The following is a 25,598-nucleotide window of genomic DNA, read 5'->3' as shown; positions in this document are numbered from 1 at the left end:
CTGATCCTCCTGGCTTTCTGTGCGCAACCGGTCTGGAGCCAGACGCCTCCCGTCTCCCCGCCCGTTGCCGAGAGCCCCGCGCTGGCCACGCGCCTGGCGCTGCGCGATTTGTGGGTGGAGCATATTTTCTGGATTCGCAGCTACGCGCTCGCCAACCAGGCCGCCGACCGCCAGCAAGCCAAGGTGGCGGCGGACCAGGTGGTCGACAACGCCACAAAAATTGCCAACAGCATCGCGCCGCTTTACGGCCAGCCGGCGGCGGATCAGTTGCTCAAGTTGCTTGCTGGTCATTGGGGCGCGGTGAAACATTACAGCGATGCCACGGTCGCCAAGGATGCGAAGGGCAAGCAGGCCGCAGTCGCCGAGCTGACCAGCAATGCCAAGGCGATCGCGGCCTTTCTGGCCGGCGCCAACCCCTACTTACCTGAAGCCACACTAGTGAACCTGTTATCAACCCATGGCGGTCATCACATTGCGCAGATCGATGAGTTCGCCGCCCATGACGATGCTGGCGAAGCACGCACCTGGCAGACGATGCGCACCCATATCCTGGCGCTGGCCGATGCCTTGAGCGCCGCGCTGGTCAAACAATTCCCGGACAAGTTCTGACACCACGAGGGCATAGCATGCTGGAGGGACTGGGCCGCACCCAGCAGGACTTGCTCAATGCGCTGCTGTACCAGGCGAGCGGCATGAGCATCGACGAACTGGCCGAGCATCTGGCTGTCACGCGCACAGCGATTCGCCAACACCTGGCGGCGCTGGAGCGTGACGGCCTGGTGCTGCGCGGCGAAACCCGGCCGACGGGGCGGCGGCCGGAGCAGCTGTATCGGCTCACCGACCACGCCCGGGAGCAGTTCCCGCGCCAGTATCAGATGCTCGCCAGCGTGCTGATCGATGAAGTGGCCGACATCATCGGCCCCGAGGCCATGACGACGCTGATGCGCAACCTGGGCCGAAAACTGGCGCAGGACCGCGAGCACGAGGCGGTCGACGAAGCCAGGATCGTGCAGCACATGAACCAGGTGGGTTACGAGGCCGAGGTGTTCTTCCGCTCCTCCGGCGCCCCGGAAATTGTCGCCCACAACTGCGTGTTCCATCGCCTGGCCGCGGCCCATCCGGTGGTTTGCGAACTGGACCTGGCGTTGATCGGGACACTGGGCGGCGGCGAAGTCGAGCACGCCGAGTGCATGGTCCGCGGCGGTCATGTCTGCCGCTTCAGACTGCGGCCGCCGGAGCCTGAGGACAGCACACCGGAGCAATAGCTGAACGGCCGGACACAAAGAAGCCGCCATCGGCCATCAGACCGCGCCCCGCACCCGATTTACCATTAAACTCTCCCCCCTCACGCCGCTCTCCTCTTCCCTGCGGCTCACCTGATTGTTTGCGGAGTTTGCCTTGCGTCTGTTTCACACCTCCGACTGGCACCTGGGGCAGAACCTCCATGGCCAGGAACGCGATTTCGAGCATGCCTGCTTCCTTGAATGGCTGTTGCGCCAGCTGGTGCTGCACAGCCCTGACGTGTTGCTGATCGCCGGCGATATCTTCGACACGGTCAACCCGCCGGTCAAAGCCCAGGAGCGGTTGTACGACTTTATTGTCAGTGCCCATGAACAGCAGCCCGGCCTGACCATTGTGATGATTGCCGGCAACCATGACTCCGGTTCGCGTATCGAGTTGCCGGCGCCTTTGATGCGGCGTCTACGCACCCATGCGTTGGGCCGGGTGCTGTGGCTGGACGATGGGCAGTTGGACAGCGAGCGTCTGTTGTTGCCGTTGCCCGATGCCAGCGGTGCAATTGCCGGCTGGTGCCTGGCGCTGCCGTTCCTGCGGCCGGCGGAGGTCACGGGCGCGCACCTGGGGGACGATTACCTGCGGGGTATCGGCCAGGTGCATGAATGGCTGATCGCCGCAGCCAATGCCAAGCGCCAGCCGGGCCAGGCGCTGGTCGCCATCAGCCACGCGCACATGGCCGGCGGCTCGGTGTCGGAAGACTCCGAGCGCAGCCTGATCATCGGTAACGCCGAGGCCCTGCCCGCCAGCCTGTTCGGCCCGAGCATCAGCTATGTGGCCCTGGGGCATCTGCACAAGCCGCAGAAGGTCAACGGCGAGGAGCGCATCCGCTACAGCGGTTCGCCGATTCCGCTGTCGTTCTCCGAGATTGGCTACCAGCACCAGATTCTCGATATCCAGCTCGACGGCGAAACCCTGGTCAGCGTCGAGCCGCGGCTGATCCCGCGGGCGGTCAACCTGCAACGCCTGGGCCCGGCGCCGCTGGCGGAGATCCTGCTGCAACTGGCGGAACTACCGGACATCGACCTGCTGGCCGAAGAGCAGCGCCAGCCCTGGCTGGAAGTGCGGGTGCGCCTGGACGAGCCGCAGCCGGACCTGCGCCAGCAAGTGGAAAGCGCCCTGCAGGGCAAGGCCGTGCGCCTGGTGCGGATCGCCGCCGAATACGCCGGCAATGGCGGCCGCGAGGGCGACGACGGCGCCGCGCAACTGGTGGAGCTGGACCAGCTCAGCCCCCAGGACCTGTTCAGCCGCGCCTGGCTGGACAGCTACGGCAGCGAGGTGGATGAACAGACCCTCAAGGACTTCGCGCAGCTGCTCCAGGAAGTGCAGCACGAGGAGGAGCAGCCATGAAGATTCTCGCCATCCGCCTGAAGAACCTGGCCTCCCTGGCCGGCCCCTTTGAAATCGACTTTACCACCGAGCCCCTGGCCAGCGCCGGGTTGTTCGCCATCACCGGGCCCACCGGCGCCGGCAAGAGCACCCTGCTCGATGCGCTGTGCCTGGCGCTGTTCGGCGCGGTACCGCGGCTGAACAATATCGGCCGCGAAACCAAGGTGCCGGAGGTGAACAGCGAGATGCTCACCAGCGACCCGCGCACCCTGCTGCGGCGTGGCACCGGCAGCGGTTACGCCGAGGTCGACTTCGTCGGCATCGACGGCCATCGCTACCGTGCCCGCTGGGAAACCAACCGCGCCCGGGACAAGGCCAACGGCAAGCTGCAGGCGAGCAAGCAGAGCCTGCACGACCTGGACAGCAATCAACTGCTGGCCAGCCAGAAGCGCGACTACGAGCAGTTGATCGAAGCCAAGCTGGGGCTCAACTTCGAGCAGTTCACCCGCGCGGTGATGCTGGCCCAGAGCGAGTTCAGCGCCTTCCTCAAGGCCGACGACAAGGAACGCAGCGAGCTGCTGGAAAAGCTCACCAACACCTCGATCTACAGCCAGCTCGGGCGGCGCGCCTACAGCAAGAGCAAGGAAGCCGAGGAACAGCACAAGACCCTCAAGGCCCAGGCCAGCGGCATCACCCCGCTGGAGCCCGAGGCCCGCGCCGAGCTGGACCAGCGTTTCGATACCGCCCAGCAACAGCTCAAGACCCAGCAGGCGCAACTCAAACAGCTGGAATTGCAACACGCCTGGCTCAAGGAACTGCAGCAGTTGCAGGGCCAGCAGCAGAGCGCCGCCGAGCAATTGCAACAGGCCCAGGCAGCCTGGGAGGGCCTGGCCAGCGAGCGGACCAGGCTGACCCGCCTGGAGCAACTGGCGCCGCAACGCCATCAGTTCGCCCGGCAGATAGAACTGAACCAGCAACTGACGCCGCTGCGCGAACAGATCCGGCAACAGCGCCAGCAACAAGGCGCAGAGCAACAACGCCAGGGCGAACTGGAGCAGCAGCTGGGCACGGCCCAGGCCGCTCTGCTCGCCGCCCAGGAACAACAAAGTTCCAGCGCCCCGCTGTTGCGCGAGGCCTTTGCCGAGCAAAGCACCCTCGCCCACCTGGGCAAGACCTGCGGCGAAGCCTGCGAACTCAAGGACAAACTGCAACAGACCAGCGAGCAAGGCCAGCAGGCGATCCAGGCCATGCTCGAACAGCAGCGCCTGGTGGGCGAACGCCTGCAGCGGATTGCCCAGCAGCTGGAGCACAGCACCCATCTGGCGCCGCTGAGCGATGCCTGGAATGCCTATCGCGATCGCCTGCAACAGCTGATGCTGGCCGGCAACCGGCTGAACAAGGGCCAGGAAGAACTGCCCGGCCTGCAACAACGGGCCGCCAGCGCCGCGCAACAACTGGCCGCGCAACGCGATGAGCTGCAAGTGCTGTACAGCGAAGCAGGCGCCGAGCCCCATGCGGTGGCCGAACAGTTGCAGATCCTCAGCGACCTGCTGCAGGACAACCGCAAGCAACAGCGCGCCTTCGAAGAACTGGCGCGGCTGTGGGCCAGCCAGCAGGAGCTGGACAAGCGCGGCGCGGAACTGGCGGACAAGCAGCAGACCGCCGCCCGCCAGCGCGAAGAGCTGAACCGGATCGGCTTGCAGAGCAAGGCCGAACTGACGGTCGCCGAACAGACCCTGACGGTGACCCAGCAACTGCTGGAACGCCAGCGCCTGGCGCGCAGCGCCAGTGTCGAAGAGCTGCGCGAGCAGTTGCAGGACGATCAGCCCTGCCCGGTCTGCGGCAGCCACGAGCATCCCTACCATCAACCCGAGGCGCTGTTGCAGAGCCTGGGTCGCCACGACGAAAGCGAAGAAGCCAACGCGCGCAAGGCGGTGGATGAACTCAAGGAAAAACTCGCCGAACTGCGCAGCCAGGTCGGCGGCCTGATCGCCCAGCAGAAGGAATTCCTCCAGCAACAGGAGCAGTTGGCAAGCCAGCAGCAGGCCCTGGCGCCAAGTATCGAAGCCCATCCGCTGTCGGAGGCGCTGCTCGACCAGGACGCCGGCAAGCGCGACGCCTGGCTGAACCAGCAACTGAGCCAGCTGAACCAAAGCATCCAGCAGGACGAACAGCGCCAAGGCGCCCTGCTGAAACTGCAAAAGGATGCCGGGCGCCTGCAACAGCAACTGCAAGCGGCGGTCGAGGCCAGCCAGGAAGCCACGCAACACCTGACCCAGCAGCAACAGCAGCTGGGCGCGGATCGCCAGCGCCTGGAGGAAGAACTGTCGGCCTTCGCCACCCTGCTGCCGGCCGATACCCTCGAAGCCCTGCTCAACGACCCGGCCGCGACCTTTATGCAGATCGACCAGCAGGTCATGCAGCGCCTGGAACAGCTCGACCAGCAGAAGGAAGAACAGCAGGAGCAGCAACAGCGCCAGCTGGCCCTGGACAAGGAACAGGACCGCCAGCAGACCCGCGTGCAGCAACTGCAAACCGCCCAGGAGCAGTTCAATACCCTGGCCGAGCAACAGCAAGGCACCCGCAACAAGCTCACGCAACTGCTGGGCGAACACGCCAGTGCCGAGCAGTGGCAGCAGCATCTGGAACAGGCCGTCGAACAGGCGCGCGCCGCCGATGTGCTGGCCAACCAGCAGTTGCAGGAAGTCCGCAGCCTGCTGGTGCAGCTGGGCGCGGAACTGCAAGGCAAGGAAGAACGCCTGCGGGCCCTGGAAGCCGAACAGCAGGAGCTGGGCAGCAAGATCGCCGACTGGCGCCAGCAGCACCCGGAGCTGGACGACGGCGGCCTGGAACAGCTGCTCAGCCTCGACGACCAGCAGGTCACCGCGTTGCGCCAGCAGCTGCAAGCCAGCGAAAAGGCGGTGGAACAGGCCAAGGTCCTGGTCACCGAACGCGAACAACGCCTGCACAGCCATCAGGCCCAGCACGAGGACCAGCTCGACGCCGAACAACTGGCCAGCGCCCTGAGCGAACTGCACAACCAGCTGGCCGCCAGCGAACAGCTGAGCGCCGAACTGCGCGCCCAGCAGAGCGAGGACCAGCGCCGGCAAGACGCCAACCAGGCGCTGGGCGAGCAGATCGCCCAGGCCTATGCCGAATGGCAACGCTGGGCGCGGCTCAATGCCTTGATCGGCTCGGCCAGCGGCGACACCTTCCGCAAGATCGCCCAGGCCTACAACCTCGATCTGCTGGTGCATCACGCCAACGCACAGCTGCGCCAACTGGTGCGGCGCTATCGCCTCAAGCGCGGCGGCAGCATGCTCGGCCTGCTGGTGATGGACACGGAAATGGGCGATGAACTGCGCTCGGTGCATTCGCTGTCCGGCGGCGAGACCTTCCTGGTGTCCCTGGCGCTGGCCCTGGGCCTGGCGTCCATGGCCTCCAGCACGCTGAAGATCGAGTCGCTGTTTATCGACGAAGGTTTCGGCAGCCTCGATCCGGAATCCCTGCAACTGGCGATGGACGCCCTCGACGGCTTGCAGGCCCAGGGACGCAAGGTGGCGGTGATTTCCCACGTGCAGGAAATGCACGAGCGGATTCCGGTGCAGATCCAGGTACGGCGCCAGGGCAATGGCCTGAGTACCCTGGAGGTGAAATGAATACTTTGTATTCGTTCCGCCGCTGCCCCTACGCCATGCGCGCCCGCCTCGCGTTGCGCTACAGCGGGGCGCCGCTGGAGATAGTCGAAGTCAGCCTCAAGGCCAAGCCGGCCGAGATGCTGGCGCTGTCGCCCAAGGGCACGGTGCCGGTGCTCAACGCTGACGGGCGGGTGATCGACGAGAGCCTGGACATCATGCGCTGGGCCCTGGCCCAGCACGATCCGCAGGATTGGTTACTGAAGGACGATGGGCCGGCGCAGCAACGGATCGAAGCGCTGATCGCGGAAAACGACCAGGTGTTCAAGCTGCACCTCAATCGCTACAAATACGCCGAGCGTTACCCTGAGCAGCCGATGGAGCATTACCGCGGCCAGGGAGAACTGTTTCTGCACCAGCTGGATGAGCTGTTGAGCCAGCACCATTACCTGTTGGCGGAGCATCCGAGCCTGGCGGACATGGCCCTGGCGCCTTTCGTGCGGCAGTTCGCCCATGTCGATCGCGAGTGGTTTGCGCAGACGCCTTACCGGCATTTGCAGCGCTGGTTGCAGCGGTTTCTCGAGTCGGAGCTGTTTGTCGCAATCATGGCCAAGGCCTGAGCCTTACACCTGTTCTGTAGGAGCGAAGCTTGCTCGCGATAAATCCGTAACGATAACGCGGTGTGTTAGATACACCGCTGCTGCGCAGCTATCGCGAGCAATCGAGCGTCGACCGGCAGCTCCTACAGAAGATCGCGGCGTTTTCAGGCCAGCGCCGGCTCGGCGAATACGCTGCACATTTGCAGCGCTGAGCAATCCACGCTGAATGGACCGAGCAAGGTCGCCCGAGGCTTGAGCGGCGGATTGCCGGCCAACAGGCCCAGGGCCGTGGCGGTTTCAATGTTGTGAGCGATGTTGTGATTGCATTCGATGGCCCGGGCCAGCGAACCCGCCGAGCCCTGCCCTATCCCCAGCAAGGAAGCGCCATTGGTCATGAACGCCAGGACGGCAATGACCCAGAACCTGCGTCCTTTCATAGCAGCGCCACTCCCGCATCCGGAGCCTGTTCGGCGGCTTGCGAACGGTGTTCGAACTGGATGGCCGGGTAAGCGACCTGGATTGGCGGTTGCACCGTCGACGGGGTCTGGGCCGAGAGGCTGACCAGGAGCACCATGGCCAGGTACAGGCCAATGGCGACATAGGCGCCGCGCTTGGCAGAGGTGAGGATCGAGTGGGCCATGGTGGTCTCCGTGGGCATGTTTCAGTGCCCACAGAATCCGTTAAAAGCGCCCGCCGCAGAAACAACCCCGGTGCATAGTCACCATCAGTTGGATTGATCGTAAATCCGCGGCCAATCAATCCTGGAGCAGGGTCAGCATGCGCTCGCGGGAGGTTTCCGGCTCGCCTTCGACGGGCTGGGCAGCCGAGAGAATCGGGGAGGAATAAAGGAACAGAAGAACCACTGCCAGACGCATCGCCATGCTGTCGATCCTTGGAAAGGAGGAGTCAATTAATTAGCGTCAAATTTAAACATATGGCGATATGACATTACCAAGCTAATTTGCCTGGCATGGGGGAAAACGTCGCATACAGGTGATGCAGGAGCGACATCACTGCTGGTCCGCTGGATGAACAAGTCCATTCAGGGAAGCCAGTGACTTCGCTCCTGCATACCTGGGCGATGCGGGGAATTTCAGTGTTGGATCTTGTGATCCAGCGCGGCGTAGAAGTTGGCGCTCTGTTGCAGGTATTTCTGGGTGTAGGTGTTGGTCGCGGATTTTTTCTCGCTGATTTCCACGTTGGCGCTGGCTGGCAGGGCCACGGTAGCGGAGATGGCGGAAGCGGCGATCACGGAGAAGAGATTGAAGTTCATTGGGTAACCCTCGTATGCAGTCGGCTTGTTTGCCCGGAAGCCTTGATGCGCCGGGCCGTGAAGCAAAACTACGCCCGAGGGTTGGCGGGTTGAAATTTTTTCCAGCAGTAGCAGATATCAGCGTCATTAATAGAAAGGCTCAGGCCCCGTCAACCGGGGCCTGCGGCCTATTGACGCACCAGGAATTTGATATCGCTGGGTGAATCGAACGGCAGTTTCTGCACGGTCTTGCCGAGGAAACCGGTCTTGGCGTCGCGCTCGATCACCACGATTTCGTTGCTCTTCTGGTTGCCGATCAGCACGTACTTGTTGCTCGGATCGAGGCTGAACTCACGCGGGTGATCGCCCTCCACCGAACGGCGCTGGATCTCCTTGAGCTGCCCGGTGGCTTCGTCGATGGCGAACACCAGCAACTGGTTGGCCGTGCCGCGGTTGCTCACGTACAGGTACTTGCCGTCCTTGGAAACGTGCAACGCACCCGCCGCCTTCTTGTCCTTGCCGCCGCTGGTCAAGTCGAGGATCTGCTTCTGGGTCAGCTTGCCGTCCTGGTAGTCGAACACCGCCACCTGGGCGCTCATTTCCAGGGTCAGGTAAGCGTGCTTGCCATCGGCGCTGAACAGCAGGTGGCGTGGGCCGCTGCCCGGCGGCAGCTCGACGAACGCCGGTTCGGACGCGGTCAGGGGATGTTCGGCGTTAGCCTTGGGGTCGTAGCGGTAGACGAAGATCTTGTCCGCGCCCAGGTCGCTGGCGAACACGAACTGGCCGTCCGGAGACGACACCACCGAATGCACGTGGGCCGAGACCTGGCGCTCAGGGTTGACCCCACTGCCCGGGTGGCTGCTGAGCTGGACCACCGGCGACAGCTTGCCATCGGTACCGACCGGCAACACCGCGAGGCTGCCGCCCGGATCCGCGACCACCGAGTAGTTGCTGACGAACAGGTAGCGGCCATCGCCGCTCAGGCTCGAGTGCGTCGGCTCGTTGCCCAGGCTCTGCACCTGGTTGATCGGGTTCAGCTTGCGGCTCTTGGCTTCGATGCTGAAGCTGCTGACCCGGCCGATCGGGTCGGCTTGCCCCGGCCCGTTCTCGTTGACCACGAACAGCTGCTTCTGGTCCTTGGACAGGGTCAGCCAGGACGGGTTGGCGCTCTTGACCACCTGCAGCGGCTTGGCCTCGATCTTGCCGGTGCGGCCGTCGAACTTGAGGCGGTAGATGCCTTCGCTCTGGCCCTGGGTGTAGGAACCGACCAGCAGTTCCTGGGTCTCGACCGGCGCGGCCTGCACGGCCATGGCGCCGACACTGCCAGCCATCAGCAGCGGCCAGAAGTTACGCATCCTCATGTTCATCCTCCTCATCGTTACGGGCACTGAAAGCACTCATGCACACCAGGCGGTGCTCACCGGAATCGCCGACGATGGTCCAGCTTTGCAGGGTGTCGTCGAAGGTCGCGGCGTTGACCTGGGCCAGGCTGAAACTCCAGCGCTTGGCCGCGCGGCCGTCCATGCATTCGATCAGCAGCTGTTGGTCGTCAAGGGTGAAGTCGAAGGCATGCAGCCCGTCGATTTCCAGCATGTCGCAGGCTTGGAGGGCAGTCAGCAAAGTGTCTGTAGCGGCAGTCATGGTAGTCAGTCAGCAATGGAAAGCGGCCATGATAGCGGGTCCGACGCGGCGCTGCTCTAGTGGCACTACAAAGTTCGCGCGCCCCATTGCTACAAAGCCTGTAGCCGCTGGCGAAGCCTGCGCCAGGGCCGAAGGCCCTTCTGGGCCCGGAAGACCGCCGCGACCGTGCCGGTCGCTCGCAGCCTCGCGGGCTCGGCAGCGGCTACAGGGACCGGTGAGCCTTGGCGGGCAATAAAAAACCGCGACCTGGGTCGCGGTTTTGGTTGAGGCCTCGAAGCTTAGTGGGCGAACAGCGAGTTGCCCTTCTGCCCCGCCAGTTTCTCTGGCTTGATCAGGAACCGCGCCAGCGCCGGCAGCAGCCACAGCGCGCCGAACATGTTCCACAGGAGCATGAAGGTCAGCATCAGGCCCATGTCGGCCTGGAACTTGATGGCCGAGAAGATCCAGGTGGCGACGCCGATGGCCAGGCACAGGCCGGTGAACAGCACTGCCTTGCCGGTGGATTTCAGGGTCTGGTAGTAGGCTTCCTGCAACGGCAGGCCGGCACGCAGGAAGCTTTCCAGGCGACTGTAGATGTAGATCCCGTAGTCCACGCCGATCCCCACCCCGAGCGCCACCACCGGCAAGGTCGCGACCTTGACGCCGATACCCATGAAGGCCATCAGGGCGTTGCCCAGCACCGAGGTCAGCACCAACGGCAAGACGATGCACAGGGTCGCCGCCCAGGAGCGGAAGGTGATCATGCACATCACCGCCACGCAGATGTACACCAGCACCAGGATGGTCAGTTCCGAGCGCTTGATCACCTCGTTGGTGGCCGCCTCGATCCCGGCGTTACCCGCGGCCAGCAGGAACTCCAGGCCGTCCTTGTTGTGCTCCTTGGCGAACTCCTGCACCGCATGCACCGCGCGGTCGAGGGTCTCGGCCTTGTGGTCGTTGAGGAAGATCAGCACCGGCGCCAGCGAGCAGTTGTTGTTGTACAGGCCGTCGGCGCGGGCGATGGAGTTGTTCAGCACGTCCGGGTTGCGCGACAGGGTTTCCCATTTCAGGTTGCCCTCGTTCATGCCCTTGATCATCTGCTTGGACACGGTCACCAGGGAGATTGCCGACTGCACCCCCTCGGTGTTCTGCATCTTCCACATCAGCTCGTCGATCGGCGCCATGGCTTCGTAGCGCGAGCAGCCTTCGGAAGCGGTCTTGACCATCACCACCAGCACGTCGGAACTGGTGGAGTAGTTGCTGATGATGAAGTTGTTGTCCTTGTTGTAGCGCGAGTCCGGACGCAATTCCGGCGCGCCCTGGTCGAGGTCGCCGATCTTCAGGTTCTGGCTGTACCAGAGGCCGCCACCGAAGGCCAGCAGGGCCAGGAAGATCGACACCGGGGCGACTTTCGGGCTGGCGAAGTTCGACAGCAGGCGCCAGAACGGATGCTCGCGGGTCGCGTCCTTCTTGCTGCGCTCGATCGCCCGCTTGCTGATGCCGACATAGGAAATCGCCACCGGCAGCAGGATCAGGTTGGTGAACACGATCACCGCCACGCCGATGGACGCGCCGATGGCCAGCTCACGGATCACCCCGATGTCTATGATCAGCAGGGTGATGAAGCCCACGGCGTCGGCGAGGATCGCGATCATCCCCGGCAGGAACAGCTGGCGGAAGGTGCGCCGGGCCGCGGTCAGGGCGTTGTCGGCGCCGCTGGATTGCAGGGCGATACCGTTGATTTTCTGCACGCCGTGGGAGATGCCGATGGCGAAGATCAGGAACGGTACCAGCATCGAATAGGGGTCGAGGCCAAAGCCCACGGCATGCATCAGGCCTAGCTGCCAGACCACCGCCACCAGGGTGGTGATGAGCACGGCGATGGTGCTGCGGATGCACCAGGTGAACCAGTACAGCAGCACCAGGGTGATCAGGAAGGCGACGCCGAAGAACATCACCACCATGATCAGGCCATCGATCAGGTCGCCGACCTTCTTGGCGAAACCGACGATGTGAATCTTCACATTGGGGTTCTGCGCCTCGAACTTGTCGCGGATCTTTTCTTCAAGCTGGTGGGAGAACTTCTGGTAGTCCAGGGCCAGCAGCTTGCCCTGGTCTTCCGGGTCCGGGTAGGACTCCAGCAGCGGGATATCGACGATGCTCGACTTGAAGTCGTTGGCCACCAGGCGCCCGACCTGGCCCGACTTGAGCACGTTGTTGCGCAGCAGGTCGAGGCTGTCGGCCGAGCCGTTGTAGCTCTGCGGGATCACTTCGCCGCCGGCGAAGCCCTCCTCCGTCACCTCGGTCCAGCGCACGCTGGGGCTCCACAGCGACTTCAGGCCGGAGCGGTCGACGCCGGAGATGTAGAACACCTCGTCGTGGATCTGCCGCAGCGTCTCCATGTAGTCCTTGGTGAAGATGTCACCGTCCTTGGCTTCCACCGAGATACGCACGGTGTTGCCCAGGTTCGCCAGGTCGTTGCGATGCTCCATCATCTTCTCGATGAAGGGATGCTCGAGCGGGATCATTTTTTCGAAGCTGGTGGACGGCTTGATCAGCGTGGCCTGCCAGAACAGGAAAACGCTGACCAGCAGGCAGATCACTATCACTGCCGGGCGGTTGTTGAAAATCAGACGCTCGAGAAACGTCGCCTTGTCGGTTTGATGACTGCTCATGGAAGTGTTCCCGCCTTCTTATTATTGGCCCGGCTTGCTTGCCCTGATTATTTTCCGAGATCGGCGCCATTCGACGAGGTCGAGCGCACACCGCCCTGCCCCGCCAGAATCAGGTTGCCATTGCCGGCTGCCGTCACCGCTGCCAGGGAGATCCGGTCCGGACGGTTGTAGACGCTGAAGGTCAAGCCGTTGTCGATGCTGCGCACCACGCTGCCGCCGTTACCGACGATCACCAGCGAACCGTCGTCCAGCAGCGTGGCGCCGGACAGGCCGAACTCCAGGCTGCCGCGAGCGGCCTTGAGCTCGACCTGTTCCCAGGTGCTGCCGAAGTCGGTGGAGCGATAGAGGTTGCCGCGCAGGCCATAAGCCAGCAGCGTGGCGGGCTGGGCGGTGCCGATCACGCCGAAGAACGAACCTTCATAAGGGCCTTCGAGGCGTTCCCAGGTCTGCCCCCAGTCGGCGGAGCGGAACATGCTGCCCTGCTCGCCGACGATGAACAGGCCGGAGTCCTTCACCGCGGCGATGGCGTTGAGGTGGTACTGGTCTTCGTTGTCCAGGCGGTCGCTGGCGTCTTCCCAGTTCTTGCCGCCGTCGGTGGTGGCCAGCAACGCGCCGTAGGCACCCACGGCAAAACCGTTGTTGGTGTCCTGGAACCATACGTCCAGCAGCGGCGCTTCGCGCTTGAGGTCTTCGAATTGCTTGGTCCAGGTCAGGCCGCCGTCTTCGCTGGCGAGCACCTGGGCATCGTGACCGACGGCCCAGCCATGCTTGGCGTCGACGAAATACACCGCGGTCAGCAGCTGCCGGGTCGGCACCTTGGCCTGGGTCCAGGTCTGGCCCTGGTCGTCGGAATAGAGAATGTGCCCACGGTCGCCGACGGCGACCAGGCGCGAACCGGCATGCACGACATCGAGCATCAGGCCCTTGCTGGCCTTGGCCGATTCGGTGGAATAGACAGTGTCCGCCGCGGACGCGGCGGCCTGGACCGGGGCCGGCAACAGGGCGACCCCCAACAGCGAGAGCGCTGTAGCCAGCAACGCAAATCTGCGCAAGGCCGGCGGGCGGCAGGAACTCACACCCATGACAGGCTCACTCATAGACTCTCCCCCATTTATTATTGTTAGGTCGTTCAACCTTTACAGGGCGCCGTTCGGGGCGGTTAGGACAATGTCCTGAAACCTGCAATCTAGAGCCCCTTCGGAAGCTGACCTATCCTATCGGGCTTTCGAAACGTCTGACAATCGACGCCACGTTATCTTTTGTTAACCACCGTCCCCTGCCTGGAACCTGAATACTCAGTCGATACCGGGGGTCACGCACGAAGCGTAGCCGAGGCTGGAACACAAACACCGCGGATTCCACTAAGCGCCTGCACCAGATAGCCGCGTAAAGACTGATCCGGGCCATGGGCCCCGCCCCCTGGCTTTGGCTATGATGGGTTGCGTGGTTTGCGAGTCGGACGTCAGGAGTGGGCCATGATTGCCATACGCGAGGCGTGGAAAGCCGGATTGCTGGGACGCGCCCATTGGGCCCGCAACCTGGTGTCCGGGGTGATTGTCGGCGTGGTCGCACTGCCCCTGGCCATGGCTTTCGCCATCGCCTCCGGGGTCAAGCCCGAACAGGGGATCTACACCGCCATCGTCGGCGGCCTGCTGGTGTCGCTGTTCGGCGGCAGTCGTTTGCAAATCGCCGGGCCTACCGGGGCCTTTATCGTGATCCTGGCCGGGGTCACCGCCAAGTACGGGGTCGATGGCCTGCAACTGGCGACCATGATGGCCGGGATCATCCTGTTCCTGCTGGGCATCAGTCGTCTCGGGGCGCTGATCAAGTTCATCCCGGACCCGGTGATACTCGGCTTTACCGCCGGGATCGGGGTGATCATCTGGGTCAGCCAGTGGAAGGACTTCTTCGGCCTGCCCGCCGTCGGCGGCGAGTACTTTCACCAGAAGCTCTGGCACCTGCTGCAGGCCCTGCCCGACCTGCACCCGGCCACCACCCTGCTGGCCTTGCTCAGCCTGGCGCTGTTGTGGGGCGTGCCGAGGATCGCGCAGCTCAAGCGCCTGCCGGCGCCCCTGGTCGCCATGACCCTGGCCACGGCCCTGCAGTCAGTGTTCCAGTTCGACGGCGTGGCCACCATCGGCAGCGCCTTCGGCGGCATTCCCCAGGGGTTGCCGGCGTTGCACCTGCCTGAAATCAGCCTGCCCCGGGTGCTGGACCTGATCGGCCCGGCCTTTGCCATTGCCATGCTCGGCGCCATCGAGTCGCTGTTGTCGGCGGTGGTGGCCGACGGCATGGCCGGCACCCGCCACGACTCCAACCAGGAACTGATCGGCCAGGGCATCGCCAACCTGGCTACGCCGCTGTTTGGCGGATTCGCCGCCACCGGCGCGATTGCCCGCACCGCGACCAACATCCGCAACGGCGGCAGCAGCCCGCTGGCGGGCATCACCCATGCGCTGGTCCTGGTGCTGATCATCCTGTTTCTCGCGCCGCTGGCGGCCAATATCCCGCTGTGCGCCCTGGCGGCGATCCTGTTCGTGGTGGCCTACAACATGAGCGAATTGCACCACTTCAAACGCATGGTGCAACGAGCACCCCGGGCGGACGTGGCGATTCTGCTGGCCACCTTTGCCCTCACGGTGTTCAGCGATCTGGTGATCGCGGTGAATATCGGGGTGATTCTGGCGATGCTGCATTTCCTGCGGCGCATGGCCTCCTCGGTGGAGGTGCAACAGGTGGTGGAACAGGACCTGCAACACGAGCTGCACGGCAACGGCCAGTTGCATCTGCCGCCGGGCGTGCTGATCTACACCATCGAGGGGCCGCTGTTCTTTGGTGCCGCGGAGACTTTCGAGCGCGCGCTGGCCCAGACGCACAGCGACCCGCAGGTGCTGATCATTCGCCTGAGACACGTGCCTTTCATGGACATCACGGGCTTGCAGATGCTGGAGGAAGTGATAGGCCAGCTGCACAAACGCGGGATTGTGGTGAAGCTGTGCGAAGCCAACCTCAAGGTCCACACCAAGCTTGAACGGGTCGGCATCCTGCACGCCATCGGCGCGCAGAACTATCACCGGGATCTGCCTGGCGCACTACAGAGCGAACCGGACAGCTCCACCGCCTTGTAGGAGCGAGCTTGCTCGCGATAAGACCTGAACGACAACGCGCGGCATCTGAGGCCGCGCGTTGGCTTGAGGTTTCTCGCGAGCAATCGAGCGTCGACCGGCCGCTCCTGCAAAGAAGGGTCAGGCCAGGCTTTTGCTCACCACCTCGAACACATCGCTGGACAGCTCGCCGGAGGCGCGGATGCGTTCCAGCTCGCCTTTCATCAGCGCCTGGCGGGCGCTGTCGTATTTGCGCCAGCGGGTCAGCGGCGCCAGTTGCCGCGAGGCGATCTGCGGGTTGAAGCCGTTGAGCTGGATCACCAGGTCGGCCAGGAAGCGGTAGCCGGAGCCATCCGCAGCGTGGAAGTTGATCAGGTTCTGGCCGGCGAAGGCGCCGATCAGGGCGCGCACCTTGTTCGGGTTCTTGATGTTGAACGCCTTGTGCTGCATCAGCGCCTTGACCCGCTCCAGCCCGCCCGGCAGCGTGCTGCCGGCCTGGACGCTGAACCACTGGTCCATGACCAGGGCATTGTCCTTGAAGTGCTCGGCGAATACCGCCAGGGCCTTGGCCTTCTCGGCCTCGAACGGCGAGTTGACCAGCACCGCCAGTGCGGTCAGGCGCTCGGTCATGTTGTCGGCGGCGTCGAACTGTTCGATGGCGGCCGCCAGCACTTGCGGCTTCTCGGTGAGCATCAGGTACGACAACGCGATGTTTTGCAGGGCGCGGCGGGCGAAGTGTGCGGACTCGGCGACATAGCCGGTGCTCCGGGAGACTTCGCGATTGGCCTGGTAACGCTTCCACAAGGCATCGAACAGGCTGTCGGCTAGTTGCTGGCGGGCGAACTCGCGCGCCGTGTGAATGGCCTCGACATCCGCCACTTCGCTGATTTCGGCCAGGTAGGCCTCGCCCGGCAGCGAGAGCATTTCCGCGACCATGGCCTGGTCCAGGCTGTCGTCGGCCAGCAGCGTAGCCAGCGCGGTGACCAGACGCTGGTCCAGCACCAGTGCCTGGCCCTGCTGGTGCTGGGCAATCAGGTCTTGCAGCACCTGCACCGCCAGTTGCTGGCCGGCGTCCCAGCGGTTGAAACCGTCGCTGTCGTGCTGCATGAGGAACATCAGCTGGTCGCGGTTGTAGGGGAAGCTCAGCTTCACCGGCGCCGAGAAGCCGCGCAGCAAGGACGGCAGCGGTTGTTCGGCGATGTCGACGAAGGTGAAGGTCTGCTCGGCTTCGGTCACCGAGATCACCCGCGAAGTGCCTTGCGCGGCGGTTTCGCCAGCCAGGCGCAGGGCAATGGCCGCGCCCTTGGCGTCCAGCAGGCCCAGCTCGACCGGAATCACGAACGGCTGCTTTTCCACCTTGTCCGGGGTTTGCGGGCAGCTCTGGCGGAAGGTCAGGCTGTAGGTCTTCGCCGTCGCGTCATAGGCCTCGCTGACCGCCAGGCGCGGGGTGCCGGCCTGGCTGTACCAGCGTTTGAACTGGGCGAGGTCGATGCCGTTGGCGTCTTCCATGGCCTTGACGAAATCGTCGCAGGTCACGGCCTGGCCGTCGTGGCGCTCGAAGTACAGGTCGCTGCCCTTGCGGAAGCCTTCGGCGCCCACCAGGGTGCGGATCATGCCGACCACTTCCGAGCCCTTCTCGTACACGGTCAGGGTGTAGAAGTTGGAGATCTCGATAAAGCTTTCCGGACGCACGGCGTGGGCCATGGGGCCGGCGTCTTCGGCGAACTGGTGGGTGCGCAGGTAGGCCACGTCCTGGATGCGCTTGACCGTGCGCGAGTTCATGTCCGAGGAGAAACCGGCATCGCGGAATACCGTGAAGCCTTCCTTGAGCGACAGCTGGAACCAGTCGCGGCAGGTCACGCGGTTGCCCGACCAGTTGTGGAAGTATTCGTGGGCGACGATCGCCTCGACCCGCTGGTGCGCGGCGTCGGTGGCGGTTTCGGCGCGGGCCAGCACGGCGCTGGAGTTGAAGATGTTGAGGCCCTTGTTCTCCATGGCGCCCATGTTGAAGTCGTTGACCGCGACGATCATGAAGATGTCCAGGTCGTACTCACGGCCATAGGTCTGTTCATCCCAGCGCATGGACTTCTTCAGGCTGGTCATGGCGTGCTGGCACTTGTCGATGTTTTCCGGCTCGACGTAGATGCGCAGCGCGACCTCGCGCTGGTTCATGGTGGTGAAGCTGTCTTCGACACACCACAGGTCGCCCGCCACCAGGGCGAACAGGTAGGCCGGCTTCATGAACGGGTCTTCCCAGGTCGCCCAGTGCCGGCCGTCTTCGCCCGGCCCGCTGGCGATCGGGTTGCCGTTGGACAACAGCACCGGATAGCTGTGCTGCTCGGCCACCACGGTGGTGGTGAACCTGCTCATCACGTCCGGGCGGTCGAGGTAGTAAGTGATCTTGCGAAAGCCCTCGGCCTCGCACTGGGTGCAGAACATGCCGCTGGACTTGTACAGGCCTTCCAGGGCGGTGTTGCTTTCCGGGTGGATCTTGACGCTGGTGTCGACTGTGAAGGATTCGCTGGTCGGCTGCAGGGTCAGGTGGTTGGCGTTCAGTTGGTAGTCCGCGGCCGTCAGCTCACGGTCGCCCAGGGACACCGACAGCAGCTCCAGCTGCTGGCCGTCGAGCACCAGCGGCGGCAGGCCGCCACCACTCTCTAGAATGTGGGCCGGATTGCGGCGCATCACCAGTTGCGCATGGACCAGGCTGTGGTCCTCGAACAACTCGAAGGTCAGGTGTGTTTCGTCGATCAGGTACTCGGGCGCCTGATAGTCCTTCAGGTAAATCATCTTCGGTTGTTCGGTGCGCATGCGTCGAATCCTTCTACTGATGCACGGCGAGCTGGTAGGCCGTGTATTTACGAATATTGATCACGCCGGTATCGAAGATCAGGTATTGGCCCTTGATCCCCAGCAGCGTGCCTTCGGCAATCGGGTTCTTGTCCAGGTTGAAGCTGACGATCTTGGCCGGGTACTGCTCGACCGGGTAGCGGATCTCGATCGGCTCGACATCGCTGAACGGTTGGATCGCCTGCAGGCCGAAGCGTTCCTGCAAGGCGCGCAGGCCCTCGGCGCAGGAAGCGAACAGCTGGTCGCGCACCTGCGCCAGGTCCACCACCTCGGCGTCGCCCTTGAGCAAGGCGCGCCAGTTGGTCTTGTCGGCCACCTGGGTGCGGAACAGGTCCTCGACGAAACCGGACTGCTGGCGGGTCGCCACGCGCATGATCGGCAGCGCCTGGCTGGCGCCCTGGTCGAGCCAGCGGGTGGGCAACTGGGTAGCGCGGGTGATGCCGACCTTGATCCCCGACGAATTGGCCAGGTACACCACGTGGTCGGTCATGCAGAACTGCTCGCCCCAGGACGGCTCGCGGCAGGTGCCGGCGTCGTAGTGGCAGCGTTCCGGGCTCATGATGCAGACATCGCACTGGGCCAGCTTGGTCATGCACGGGTAGCAGTAACCCTGGCTGAAGCTGGTCTTGGTCTTGCGCCCGCAATGGGTGCAGTGGATCGCCCCCAGGAATTCCAGGCGCAGGGTGCTGCCGATCAACGGATTGACCGGTACCTCGGTGTCGCCAAGACGAAAGGCATATTGCACATCCGCCCCGTCCAGGCGCGCCGACATTTTACTGATGGAGCCACGGCCAATCTCGATCAATGGATGGCATCCGACTTGAACAGGATATTCGGCACTTCGATCGACTTCGACGCACACTCCTGCGGGCCCATGTAACCGGTGCGCTGCTCTTCGGGCAGGTTCTGCATTTCCCAGGCGATCATCGCCTGCAGGGACAGTTCGCGCTGCTCGGCGGTGAGCTTGCGGCCATCGGACCATTTGCCGATCTCTACCGCCAGTTTCAGGCTCTGGTAGATGTCCGGGGTGATGTTTTCAATCATTTCAACAAACGACGACATAAGCGGTCTCCAGCATTAGACGGCCAGTTTACGGCGGCTGTACAAGCCGCCCAACAAACCTGTGAGGCATCCGACGAGCAACCCGCCGACGTGGGCGGCGTTGGCGATTTCACCGAAACCGATCACCGAGATCAGCCCCGACATACAGATCAGCAACCACACCAGCATCATCGCCAGGACCCCGCGAGGCAGGCGATAGGCCGGGTTGGGCGACAGCAACTGATAGATCCAGCAATGCCCGAGCAGGCCGTAGAGCACGCCGGACAGGCCGCCGAAAAGGCTCGGCCCGCTGAACAGGTATTGCGCGTAGTTCGACACCAGGCTGAACAGCAACGTCAGGCCCAGCAGGTTGATACTGCCCTGGCGCTGTTCGATGCGCCGCCCCAGCTCCCAGTACCACATGCCGTTCATGGCGATGTGCAGGAAGCCGAAGTGAATCAGCATCGGCGTGACCAGGCGCCACCACTGCCCCGCCGCCAGGCTGTCGGCCAGGGGCGTGAACTGGATGTAGTCGCCGACCACGCGGAATTCGAGGAAGGTCAGCCAGCGCAGGGTGTCGAGGTTCTCGCCGAGCAGGGTCAGCGCGGCGACGATCAGGCTCAGCAGCAGGATCAGCGCCGTGGCCGGGCTACGCCGCAGTTGCTCGACGAACCCCGGACGGCGCATGGCGGCGCCGGCCTCGGGAATGTCCAGTTGCTGCTCGGGATCGCCCGCCGGAAAACGCTCGTACAACGAACGCACGTCCTCGCTGATGGCGTCCGGCACCCAGAGCACCTGCTCTCCCGCTTCCTCGCTGACCCGGTGCGGCACCTGCATGCGCTGCAACAGTTTGACGAAGCCACTCAGGTCCACATTCAACGGCAGACGCAATACCGCAACCGCACTCATTGCTGCACCTCCGGCCGCTCGACATAGACCCAGACGAATTTATCCGGATCCAGGCGGGTTTCCTGGTCCAGGCGATAAGCCACCAGCCTGCCGTAGAGCACCGCGCTGTAGTCCAGGCAGGCCAGGTTCGAGCGAATCGGCGCCGGTTTGCCGCTGCGCCAGTAATGGCCGACGAACAGCAAGGGCTCATCGACGCCGTAGCGCAGCAGGTTGTTTTTCTCCGCCGAGGACAGCGGCGTGCGGGCCACTGGCTCGGGCAGCGCATCGGGCTGGAACACGATGTCGCCGTAGGTCTGTGGGTCGTCTTCCCAGAACTTGGTGCGGAAGAACGAACGGGTCAGGCCATCGCCGCTGGTCATGGTCAGGCCATGGGGCAGGCGCATGTCGGTACCGCGCAGCAGGCGGTCGAACACGTTATTGGCGAAGCTGCCGGGTACCGCCGAGGCCTGGAGGAAGTGCTCGTCGATACAGCCGTCGGGGTATTGCGCCCGCAGCGGCTCGATCAGGCCGGCGTCCCAGCAGGCATGCACCACGCGAAAACGCCCGGCGTCGATGAACAGCGGCATCTCGTAGAACCAGGCGAGGAAATCGTGCCAGTCCTTGGGGTACTGCTCGAATTGCGCCAGGGTCTCGTTGATCAGGCGGGCATGGCGCGGCGTGTGTTCGCGCACGAAATGCCTGCCGCCGCCCGGCGCTGCCGGGGTGACCCAGCCCAGGGCGTTGAACTCATGGTTACCCATGACGCACAGCGCCTGGCCGGCCTCGACCATGTCGTGGACGATGTGCAAGGCTTCGCGGATCCGTGGGCCGCGGTCGATGATGTCGCCGAGGAACACCGCCATGCGCGACGGATGCCGCCAGACGCCGCCCTGCTTGCGATAACCGAGCTTGTCCAGCAAGTGTTCGAGGGTCAGGGCGCAACCGTGCACATCACCGATCAGGTCGTAACTTCGCGCGGGATCGAGCATCAGTCGCCTCCACCACCCAGTCGGCTGCCCCAGCCGAGCTTGGTCCGGCAGACCTCGTAATAATTGTGGTCCAGCGGGTGGATCAGGCGCAGTTTCTGCGCCTTCTTGCTGACGGTGATGGTGTCACCGGGGGCACAGGTGAAATGGTTCTGCCCGTCGCAGGAAACCTGCGGGTAGATCTGCATATCCTTGGACACGACGATTTTCAGCTCGCTGTTGCCATCGACCACGATCGGCCTTCCCGACAAGGTATGGGGGTACATCGGCACAATCACAATAGCGTCGAGCTTGGGATGCATGATCGGCCCGCCGGCGGACAAGGCGTAGGCGGTGGAGCCGGTCGGCGTGGCGACGATCAGGCCGTCGGCCTTCTGGCTGCAGACGAACTGGCCGTCGATGTAGATCTCGAACTCGATCATCCGCGTCGACTTGCCCGGGTGCAGCACCACATCGTTGAGCGCATCGCCCTGGCCGATGGCTTCGGCGTGGCGCCGTACTTCGGCCTGCAGCAGGAAGCGGTTTTCCACCAGGTAGTGGCCGTCGAGGACTTCGGCGACCTTGACCTCCAGCTCGTCCGGACGAATGTCGGTAAGGAACCCCAGGCTGCCCCGGTTGATCCCCAGCACCGGAATGTTGTGGCGCGCCAGGGCGCGGGCCGCGCCCAGCAGGCTGCCGTCGCCGCCGACCACAATCACCATGTCGCAGACTTCGCCGAGCAGCTTGCGCGAGGAGGTCTGCAGGCCGTGGCCGGGCAGCACTTCGGCAATGGTGTCTTCGAGAATCACGTGCAGGTGGCGGGCGAGCAGAAACCTTTTCAGTCGGCGAACTGTGTCCAGCACCTGCGAACTGCCCAGGCGACCGATAATGCCGATATTGCGAAATTGCTCCATGGGGCTCCTGCAGGGTTCTGGGACGGGCAAAGCAGAGATTATGGGCGAAAGCCGGCCATAGACAAAATCCTTTCAGCCTCGACGTTAGGCGCTATGCTCGCAGAATGATCCTGTTTCCCGGCTTGCTCGACCTCCCCCGCCAGTTGCGCCACCCCGAAGTGCGCGACCTGGCCTGGGTCATCCTCGCGCCGCCGATGCTCGACGAGACGCCCTGGCCGCAGCGCCATCCCCTGGCCGGCAGCGACTGGGTGCAGGCTCCGCAGCTGCTGGCGCACTGGTTGCATCAGCTGGACCAGGACGGCCGCGCCCTGCGCCGCTGGCTGGCCCTCGGCCCGACCAAACGCCTGGGCCTGTATTACGAACGCCTGTGGCAATTTGCCGTACAGCACGCGCCCGGCGTCGAACTGCTGGCGGCCAACCTGCCGATCCGCCGCGCCGGCCACACCCTGGGCGAGCTGGACATGCTGCTGCGCGATCGCGACGGCATTCACCATCTGGAACTGGCGATCAAGCTCTACCTCGGCCCGCAACATGGCAACGGCGCGAACACCGCGTTGTGGCTGGGGCCCGGCTGCCACGATCGCCTGGACCGCAAGCTGGCGCACCTGAACGAACACCAGTTGCCGATCTCCGCCCGGGCCGACAGCCTGGAGGTGCTGGCGGCCATGGATATCCAGGACTTCAGCGCCCACCTGTGGCTCGGCGGCTACCTGCTCTACCCCTGGCCCGGCACCACCCAACCACCCCGCGGCGCCCACCCGCAGCACCTGCGCGGGCGTTGGCTGCACCAGCGCGACTGGCCGGCCTTTATCGCGCAAAGCCCGCCCGGACGCTGGCAACCCTTGCCGCGCCAGGCCTGGCTGGCGCCGGCGTCCTACCCGGCGGAGCAGACCTGGCGCGACCCACAACTGCACGCCTGGCTGGAGGAGCTGGACCCGCACGCCCCGGCGCAGTTGCTGGTGCGCCTGACGGAAAACCGCGCCGGCGACTGGGAAGAAGCCGAGCGCCTGTTCCTGGTAGCGGACCTCTGGCCGAATGTGCCGGGGACGGGTTGAGCCGCCCTCAGAACATCAGCGCCCTCACATCACCGACAGGCGCAGGGCCAATGCCGCCAGGGTCACCAGCAGCACCGGCAGGGTCAGCACGATGCCGACCTTGAAATAGCGGCCCCAGCCGATATGGATGTCCTTGCGATCCAGCACATGCAGCCAGAGCAAGGTGGCCAGGCTGCCGATCGGGGTGATCTTCGGCCCCAGGTCGCTGCCGATCACGTTGGCGTAGATCATCGCGTCCTTGACCACGCCGCTGGCCTGGCTGGCGTCGATGGACAGCGCGCCGATCAGCACCGTTGGCAGGTTGTTCATGATCGATGACAGGACGGCGGTCAGCAGCCCGGTACCCATGGCCGCGCCCCAGATGCCGTAGTCGGCGAAGCGGTCGAGCCAGCCGGCCAGGTGGGTGGTCAGCCCGGCATTGCGCAGGCCATACACCACCAGGTACATACCGAGGGAGAAAATCACGATCTGCCACGGCGCTTCCTTGAGCACCTTGCGGGTGGAGATCTTGTGGCCCTTGGCCGCAATGCCCAGCAGCAGGGCCGCGCACGCCGCCGAAATCGCACTGATAGGAATGCCCAATGGCTCCAGGGCAAAACACCCCAGCAGCAGGATGATCAGCACCCACCAGCCGGCGACGAAGGTGGCCTTGTCGTGGATCGCGCTGGCGGGCTGCTCCAGTTCCTCGGGGTCGTAGGCTTGCGGAATGTCGCGACGGAAGAACCACAGCAGCACCGCCAGGGTCGCGGCCACGCTGACCAGGTTCACCGGCAGCATCACCGCGGCGTACTGGTTGAAGCCGATATTGAAGAAGTCCGCGGAAACGATGTTCACCAGGTTCGACACCACCAGCGGCAGGCTCGCGGTATCGGCGATAAACCCGGCACCCATGACGAACGCCAGGGTCGCGGCCCGAGAGAAGCGCAACGCCAGCAGCATGGAGATCACGATCGGCGTGAGAATCAGCGCTGCCCCGTCGTTGGCGAACAGCGCCGACACCAGCGCCCCCAGCAACACCATGAAGGCAAACAGCTTGCGCCCGCTGCCCTGCCCCCAGCGCGCCACATGCAAGGCGGCCCAGGCGAAAAACCCGGCCTCGTCCAGCAGCAGGCTGATGATGATCAAGGCCACGAAGGTGCCGGTGGCGTTCCAGATGATCTGCCAGACCACCGGAATGTCCGCCAGTTGCACCACCCCGCACAGCAACGCCAGCACCGCGCCGAACACCGCGCTCCAGCCCACGCCGAGCCCCTTGGGTTGCCAGATCACTAGGGTAATGGTCAGCAGGAAAATCAATGAAGCAGTCAGCATGCCGGGCAGCCTTGAGCAGGAAAAATGAGGTGGTGGGGATTCAGCAGCAGCGCACGGGGCGATCGGCCATGGTCTGCAGGCGTTGCAGGTCAGCCTGCAGCCAGGGGCTGTTGGCCTCCAGCGTGTCCTGCAGCAGTGTGGTCACCCAGGGTGACAATTGCGGGTGCAGCCGGTAGTAGATCCACTGCCCCTGGCGGCGGTCGGCCAGCAGGCCGCAGCTGCGCAACAGCGCCAGGTGCCGGGAAATCTTCGGCTGGCTCTGACCCAGGGCAGCGGTCAGCTCACAGACACACAACTCGCCTTCGCGGGTCACGAGCAAGGCGATGCGGCTGCGGGTTTCGTCGGCAAGCGCCTTGAACAGTTCGGCGGGGTTGAGAGTGTCGGACACTGGGGCCACTCCAGGCATTTGGAGCGGCGAATATATGAATATTCAGATATGCGGTAAAGCGCTTTTCTCGCGACGAGAGGAATATCCCATCACCCGCGGGAGCCGGCTGGCCGACTCCCGCGGTGCCAGGATCAGAGCTTTTTGTGTTGCTCGACCCACTGGGCGTAGGCGTTGATGAATTTCTCCAGGAACGGCTTGAGCGACTCGGACAGCTTGCCCGCCTCGTCGAAGGCCGAACCGGCGCCGCTCAGGTAGGCTTCCGGCTGCTGCATGCACGGCACATTGAGGAACACCAGGGACTGGCGCAGGTGGTGGTTGGCGCCAAAACCGCCGATGGCGCCCGGGGATGCGCTGATCACCGCCCCCGGCTTGCCGCTCCAGGCGCTCTTGCCGTAGGGTCGCGACCCCACGTCGATGGCGTTTTTCATCGGTGCGGGAACCGAGCGGTTGTATTCCGGAGTGACGAACAGCACGGCGTCGGCGGCGCTCACCTGCTCGCGGAACGCCTTGTAGGCGGCCGGCGGGTCTACATCGATGTCTTCGTTGTAGAGCGGCAGGTCGCCGATCTCGACAATCTTCAACCGCAGGTTGGCCGGCGCCAGTTCCGCCAGGGCCAGCGCCACTTTCCGGTTGATCGAGGCCTTTCTCAGGCTGCCGACCAGCACTGCAATCGTGTAGA

Annotated in this window: 24 protein-coding genes; 7 read left to right on the top strand and 17 right to left on the bottom strand. The window is 64.1% G+C overall.

The genetic code is table 11. The annotated features are described in order from the left end of the window. The 5 genes from J4D52_RS28205 to J4D52_RS28185 all read left to right on the top strand — a co-directional run. A partial coding sequence (locus J4D52_RS28205; protein ID WP_207272191.1) for a hypothetical protein occupies positions 1-609 on the top strand: 609 nt, incomplete at its 5' end. A gap of 17 nt (positions 610-626) precedes the next feature. After that, positions 627-1,265 carry a metalloregulator ArsR/SmtB family transcription factor gene (locus tag J4D52_RS28200; protein WP_102678089.1) on the top strand — a complete coding sequence of 213 codons (639 nt, stop codon included), beginning with the start codon at positions 627-629 and terminating at the stop codon, positions 1,263-1,265. A 133-nt stretch (positions 1,266-1,398) separates the two neighbouring features. Then, a complete protein-coding gene (locus tag J4D52_RS28195; RefSeq protein WP_102678090.1) occupies positions 1,399-2,643 on the top strand; it encodes an exonuclease SbcCD subunit D C-terminal domain-containing protein in 1,245 nt (414 codons plus the stop codon). Continuing rightward, positions 2,640-6,281: an AAA family ATPase gene (locus J4D52_RS28190; protein WP_102678091.1), complete on the top strand. Its 3,642-nt coding sequence runs from the start codon at positions 2,640-2,642 to the stop codon at positions 6,279-6,281. The genes J4D52_RS28195 and J4D52_RS28190 overlap by 4 nt, the downstream gene beginning before the upstream one ends. Then, positions 6,278-6,877, top strand: coding sequence for a glutathione S-transferase (locus J4D52_RS28185; protein WP_102678092.1), 600 nt, complete (start codon positions 6,278-6,280; stop codon positions 6,875-6,877). The genes J4D52_RS28190 and J4D52_RS28185 overlap by 4 nt, the downstream gene beginning before the upstream one ends. Positions 6,878-7,020: 143 nt before the next feature. On the opposite strand, the gene J4D52_RS28180 is transcribed toward J4D52_RS28185, so the two are convergent. From J4D52_RS28180 to J4D52_RS28150, 8 genes are all read right to left on the bottom strand, one after another. Further along, positions 7,021-7,293: a hypothetical protein gene (locus tag J4D52_RS28180; protein WP_102678093.1), complete on the bottom strand. Its 273-nt coding sequence runs from the start codon at positions 7,291-7,293 to the stop codon at positions 7,021-7,023. Then, a complete protein-coding gene (locus tag J4D52_RS28175) occupies positions 7,290-7,496 on the bottom strand; it encodes a hypothetical protein (protein ID WP_102678094.1) in 207 nt (68 codons plus the stop codon). The genes J4D52_RS28180 and J4D52_RS28175 overlap by 4 nt, the downstream gene beginning before the upstream one ends. Positions 7,497-7,611: 115 nt before the next feature. After that, complete coding sequence (locus J4D52_RS30615) at positions 7,612-7,737, bottom strand: hypothetical protein (RefSeq protein ID WP_256581581.1); 126 nt, start codon at positions 7,735-7,737, stop codon at positions 7,612-7,614. Positions 7,738-7,949: 212 nt separating this feature from the next. Continuing rightward, on the bottom strand, positions 7,950-8,129 hold the full coding sequence (locus tag J4D52_RS28170; RefSeq protein ID WP_007923220.1) for a hypothetical protein: 180 nt from the start codon (positions 8,127-8,129) through the stop codon (positions 7,950-7,952). Positions 8,130-8,296: 167 nt separating this feature from the next. Next, positions 8,297-9,469, bottom strand: coding sequence for a lactonase family protein (locus J4D52_RS28165; RefSeq protein ID WP_102678095.1), 1,173 nt, complete (start codon positions 9,467-9,469; stop codon positions 8,297-8,299). Further along, positions 9,456-9,749, bottom strand: a complete 294-nt coding sequence (locus J4D52_RS28160) for a DUF5629 family protein (RefSeq protein ID WP_016704661.1) — start codon at positions 9,747-9,749, stop codon at positions 9,456-9,458. The genes J4D52_RS28165 and J4D52_RS28160 overlap by 14 nt, the downstream gene beginning before the upstream one ends. Before the next feature lie 278 nt (positions 9,750-10,027). Next, positions 10,028-12,403 (bottom strand): RND family transporter, encoded by a 2,376-nt coding sequence (locus tag J4D52_RS28155; RefSeq protein WP_102678096.1) that lies wholly within the window; start codon positions 12,401-12,403, stop codon positions 10,028-10,030. A 47-nt stretch (positions 12,404-12,450) separates the two neighbouring features. Next, positions 12,451-13,500: a YCF48-related protein gene (locus J4D52_RS28150; RefSeq protein ID WP_102678097.1), complete on the bottom strand. Its 1,050-nt coding sequence runs from the start codon at positions 13,498-13,500 to the stop codon at positions 12,451-12,453. Between the two features lie 378 nt (positions 13,501-13,878). Between J4D52_RS28150 and J4D52_RS28145 the strand changes: the two genes are divergently transcribed. Next, positions 13,879-15,531, top strand: a complete 1,653-nt coding sequence (locus J4D52_RS28145; RefSeq protein ID WP_102678098.1) for a SulP family inorganic anion transporter — start codon at positions 13,879-13,881, stop codon at positions 15,529-15,531. A 117-nt stretch (positions 15,532-15,648) separates the two neighbouring features. Here the strand turns inward: J4D52_RS28145 and pepN are convergent, their stop codons facing one another. From pepN to J4D52_RS28115, 6 genes are read right to left on the bottom strand one after another with little or no spacing between them, the layout of a single operon-like run. Continuing rightward, positions 15,649-18,318, bottom strand: a complete 2,670-nt coding sequence (gene pepN, locus J4D52_RS28140) for an aminopeptidase N (protein ID WP_102678099.1) — start codon at positions 18,316-18,318, stop codon at positions 15,649-15,651. A 13-nt stretch (positions 18,319-18,331) separates the two neighbouring features. Further along, a complete protein-coding gene (locus J4D52_RS28135; protein WP_102678100.1) occupies positions 18,332-19,162 on the bottom strand; it encodes a DUF2797 domain-containing protein in 831 nt (276 codons plus the stop codon). Next, positions 19,159-19,419, bottom strand: a complete 261-nt coding sequence (locus J4D52_RS28130; protein WP_007920905.1) for a YeaC family protein — start codon at positions 19,417-19,419, stop codon at positions 19,159-19,161. Before J4D52_RS28130 ends, J4D52_RS28135 begins: the two co-directional genes overlap by 4 nt. 15 nt (positions 19,420-19,434) lie before the next feature. Continuing rightward, a complete protein-coding gene (locus tag J4D52_RS28125) occupies positions 19,435-20,307 on the bottom strand; it encodes a rhomboid family intramembrane serine protease (RefSeq protein WP_102678101.1) in 873 nt (290 codons plus the stop codon). Beyond that, a complete protein-coding gene (locus tag J4D52_RS28120) occupies positions 20,304-21,275 on the bottom strand; it encodes a metallophosphoesterase (RefSeq protein ID WP_102678102.1) in 972 nt (323 codons plus the stop codon). The genes J4D52_RS28125 and J4D52_RS28120 overlap by 4 nt, the downstream gene beginning before the upstream one ends. Then, positions 21,275-22,165 carry an NAD(+) kinase gene (locus tag J4D52_RS28115; protein WP_025809190.1) on the bottom strand — a complete coding sequence of 297 codons (891 nt, stop codon included), beginning with the start codon at positions 22,163-22,165 and terminating at the stop codon, positions 21,275-21,277. The genes J4D52_RS28120 and J4D52_RS28115 overlap by 1 nt, the downstream gene beginning before the upstream one ends. Positions 22,166-22,269: 104 nt before the next feature. Here J4D52_RS28115 and J4D52_RS28110 point away from each other — a divergent pair, with 104 nt between their 5' ends. Continuing rightward, positions 22,270-23,220, top strand: coding sequence for a DUF1853 family protein (locus tag J4D52_RS28110; protein WP_102678103.1), 951 nt, complete (start codon positions 22,270-22,272; stop codon positions 23,218-23,220). A gap of 24 nt (positions 23,221-23,244) precedes the next feature. Here J4D52_RS28110 and J4D52_RS28105 read toward each other — a convergent pair whose 3' ends face one another. The 3 genes from J4D52_RS28105 to J4D52_RS28095 all read right to left on the bottom strand — a co-directional run. Beyond that, on the bottom strand, positions 23,245-24,531 hold the full coding sequence (locus J4D52_RS28105; RefSeq protein WP_102678104.1) for an arsenic transporter: 1,287 nt from the start codon (positions 24,529-24,531) through the stop codon (positions 23,245-23,247). 40 nt (positions 24,532-24,571) lie between these two features. Further along, positions 24,572-24,919 carry a metalloregulator ArsR/SmtB family transcription factor gene (locus tag J4D52_RS28100; protein WP_053278874.1) on the bottom strand — a complete coding sequence of 116 codons (348 nt, stop codon included), beginning with the start codon at positions 24,917-24,919 and terminating at the stop codon, positions 24,572-24,574. 131 nt (positions 24,920-25,050) lie between these two features. Further along, positions 25,051-25,598 (bottom strand): NADPH-dependent FMN reductase (locus J4D52_RS28095; protein WP_207272189.1); only part of this gene is annotated, 548 nt, incomplete at its 5' end.

The organism is Pseudomonas sp. GW460-12-10-14-TSB1 (assembly GCF_017349775.1).
GTDB classification, from domain to species: domain Bacteria; phylum Pseudomonadota; class Gammaproteobacteria; order Pseudomonadales; family Pseudomonadaceae; genus Aquipseudomonas; species Aquipseudomonas piscium.
This window is presented reverse-complemented; position numbering and strand designations above follow the sequence as displayed.

What these genes read in the sequence shown, in the direction of transcription:
- J4D52_RS28170 (WP_007923220.1), bottom strand. Translation starts at nt 8,129, where the DNA reads ATGAACTTCAATCTCTTCTCCGTGATCGCCGCTTCCGCCATCTCCGCT.
- J4D52_RS28160 (WP_016704661.1), bottom strand. Translation starts at nt 9,749, where the DNA reads ATGACTGCCGCTACAGACACTTTGCTGACTGCCCTCCAAGCCTGCGAC.
- J4D52_RS28145 (WP_102678098.1), top strand. Translation starts at nt 13,879, where the DNA reads ATGATTGCCATACGCGAGGCGTGGAAAGCCGGATTGCTGGGACGCGCC.
- J4D52_RS28175 (WP_102678094.1), bottom strand. Translation starts at nt 7,496, where the DNA reads ATGGCCCACTCGATCCTCACCTCTGCCAAGCGCGGCGCCTATGTCGCC.
- J4D52_RS28200 (WP_102678089.1), top strand. Translation starts at nt 627, where the DNA reads ATGCTGGAGGGACTGGGCCGCACCCAGCAGGACTTGCTCAATGCGCTG.
- J4D52_RS28115 (WP_025809190.1), bottom strand. Translation starts at nt 22,165, where the DNA reads ATGGAGCAATTTCGCAATATCGGCATTATCGGTCGCCTGGGCAGTTCG.
- J4D52_RS28180 (WP_102678093.1), bottom strand. Translation starts at nt 7,293, where the DNA reads ATGAAAGGACGCAGGTTCTGGGTCATTGCCGTCCTGGCGTTCATGACC.
- J4D52_RS28120 (WP_102678102.1), bottom strand. Translation starts at nt 21,275, where the DNA reads ATGCTCGATCCCGCGCGAAGTTACGACCTGATCGGTGATGTGCACGGT.
- J4D52_RS28105 (WP_102678104.1), bottom strand. Translation starts at nt 24,531, where the DNA reads ATGCTGACTGCTTCATTGATTTTCCTGCTGACCATTACCCTAGTGATC.
- J4D52_RS28185 (WP_102678092.1), top strand. Translation starts at nt 6,278, where the DNA reads ATGAATACTTTGTATTCGTTCCGCCGCTGCCCCTACGCCATGCGCGCC.
- J4D52_RS28190 (WP_102678091.1), top strand. Translation starts at nt 2,640, where the DNA reads ATGAAGATTCTCGCCATCCGCCTGAAGAACCTGGCCTCCCTGGCCGGC.
- J4D52_RS28155 (WP_102678096.1), bottom strand. Translation starts at nt 12,403, where the DNA reads ATGAGCAGTCATCAAACCGACAAGGCGACGTTTCTCGAGCGTCTGATT.
- J4D52_RS30615 (WP_256581581.1), bottom strand. Translation starts at nt 7,737, where the DNA reads ATGGCGATGCGTCTGGCAGTGGTTCTTCTGTTCCTTTATTCCTCCCCG.
- J4D52_RS28165 (WP_102678095.1), bottom strand. Translation starts at nt 9,469, where the DNA reads ATGAGGATGCGTAACTTCTGGCCGCTGCTGATGGCTGGCAGTGTCGGC.
- pepN (WP_102678099.1), bottom strand. Translation starts at nt 18,318, where the DNA reads ATGCGCACCGAACAACCGAAGATGATTTACCTGAAGGACTATCAGGCG.
- J4D52_RS28130 (WP_007920905.1), bottom strand. Translation starts at nt 19,419, where the DNA reads ATGTCGTCGTTTGTTGAAATGATTGAAAACATCACCCCGGACATCTAC.
- J4D52_RS28150 (WP_102678097.1), bottom strand. Translation starts at nt 13,500, where the DNA reads ATGAGTGAGCCTGTCATGGGTGTGAGTTCCTGCCGCCCGCCGGCCTTG.
- J4D52_RS28125 (WP_102678101.1), bottom strand. Translation starts at nt 20,307, where the DNA reads ATGAGTGCGGTTGCGGTATTGCGTCTGCCGTTGAATGTGGACCTGAGT.
- J4D52_RS28110 (WP_102678103.1), top strand. Translation starts at nt 22,270, where the DNA reads ATGATCCTGTTTCCCGGCTTGCTCGACCTCCCCCGCCAGTTGCGCCAC.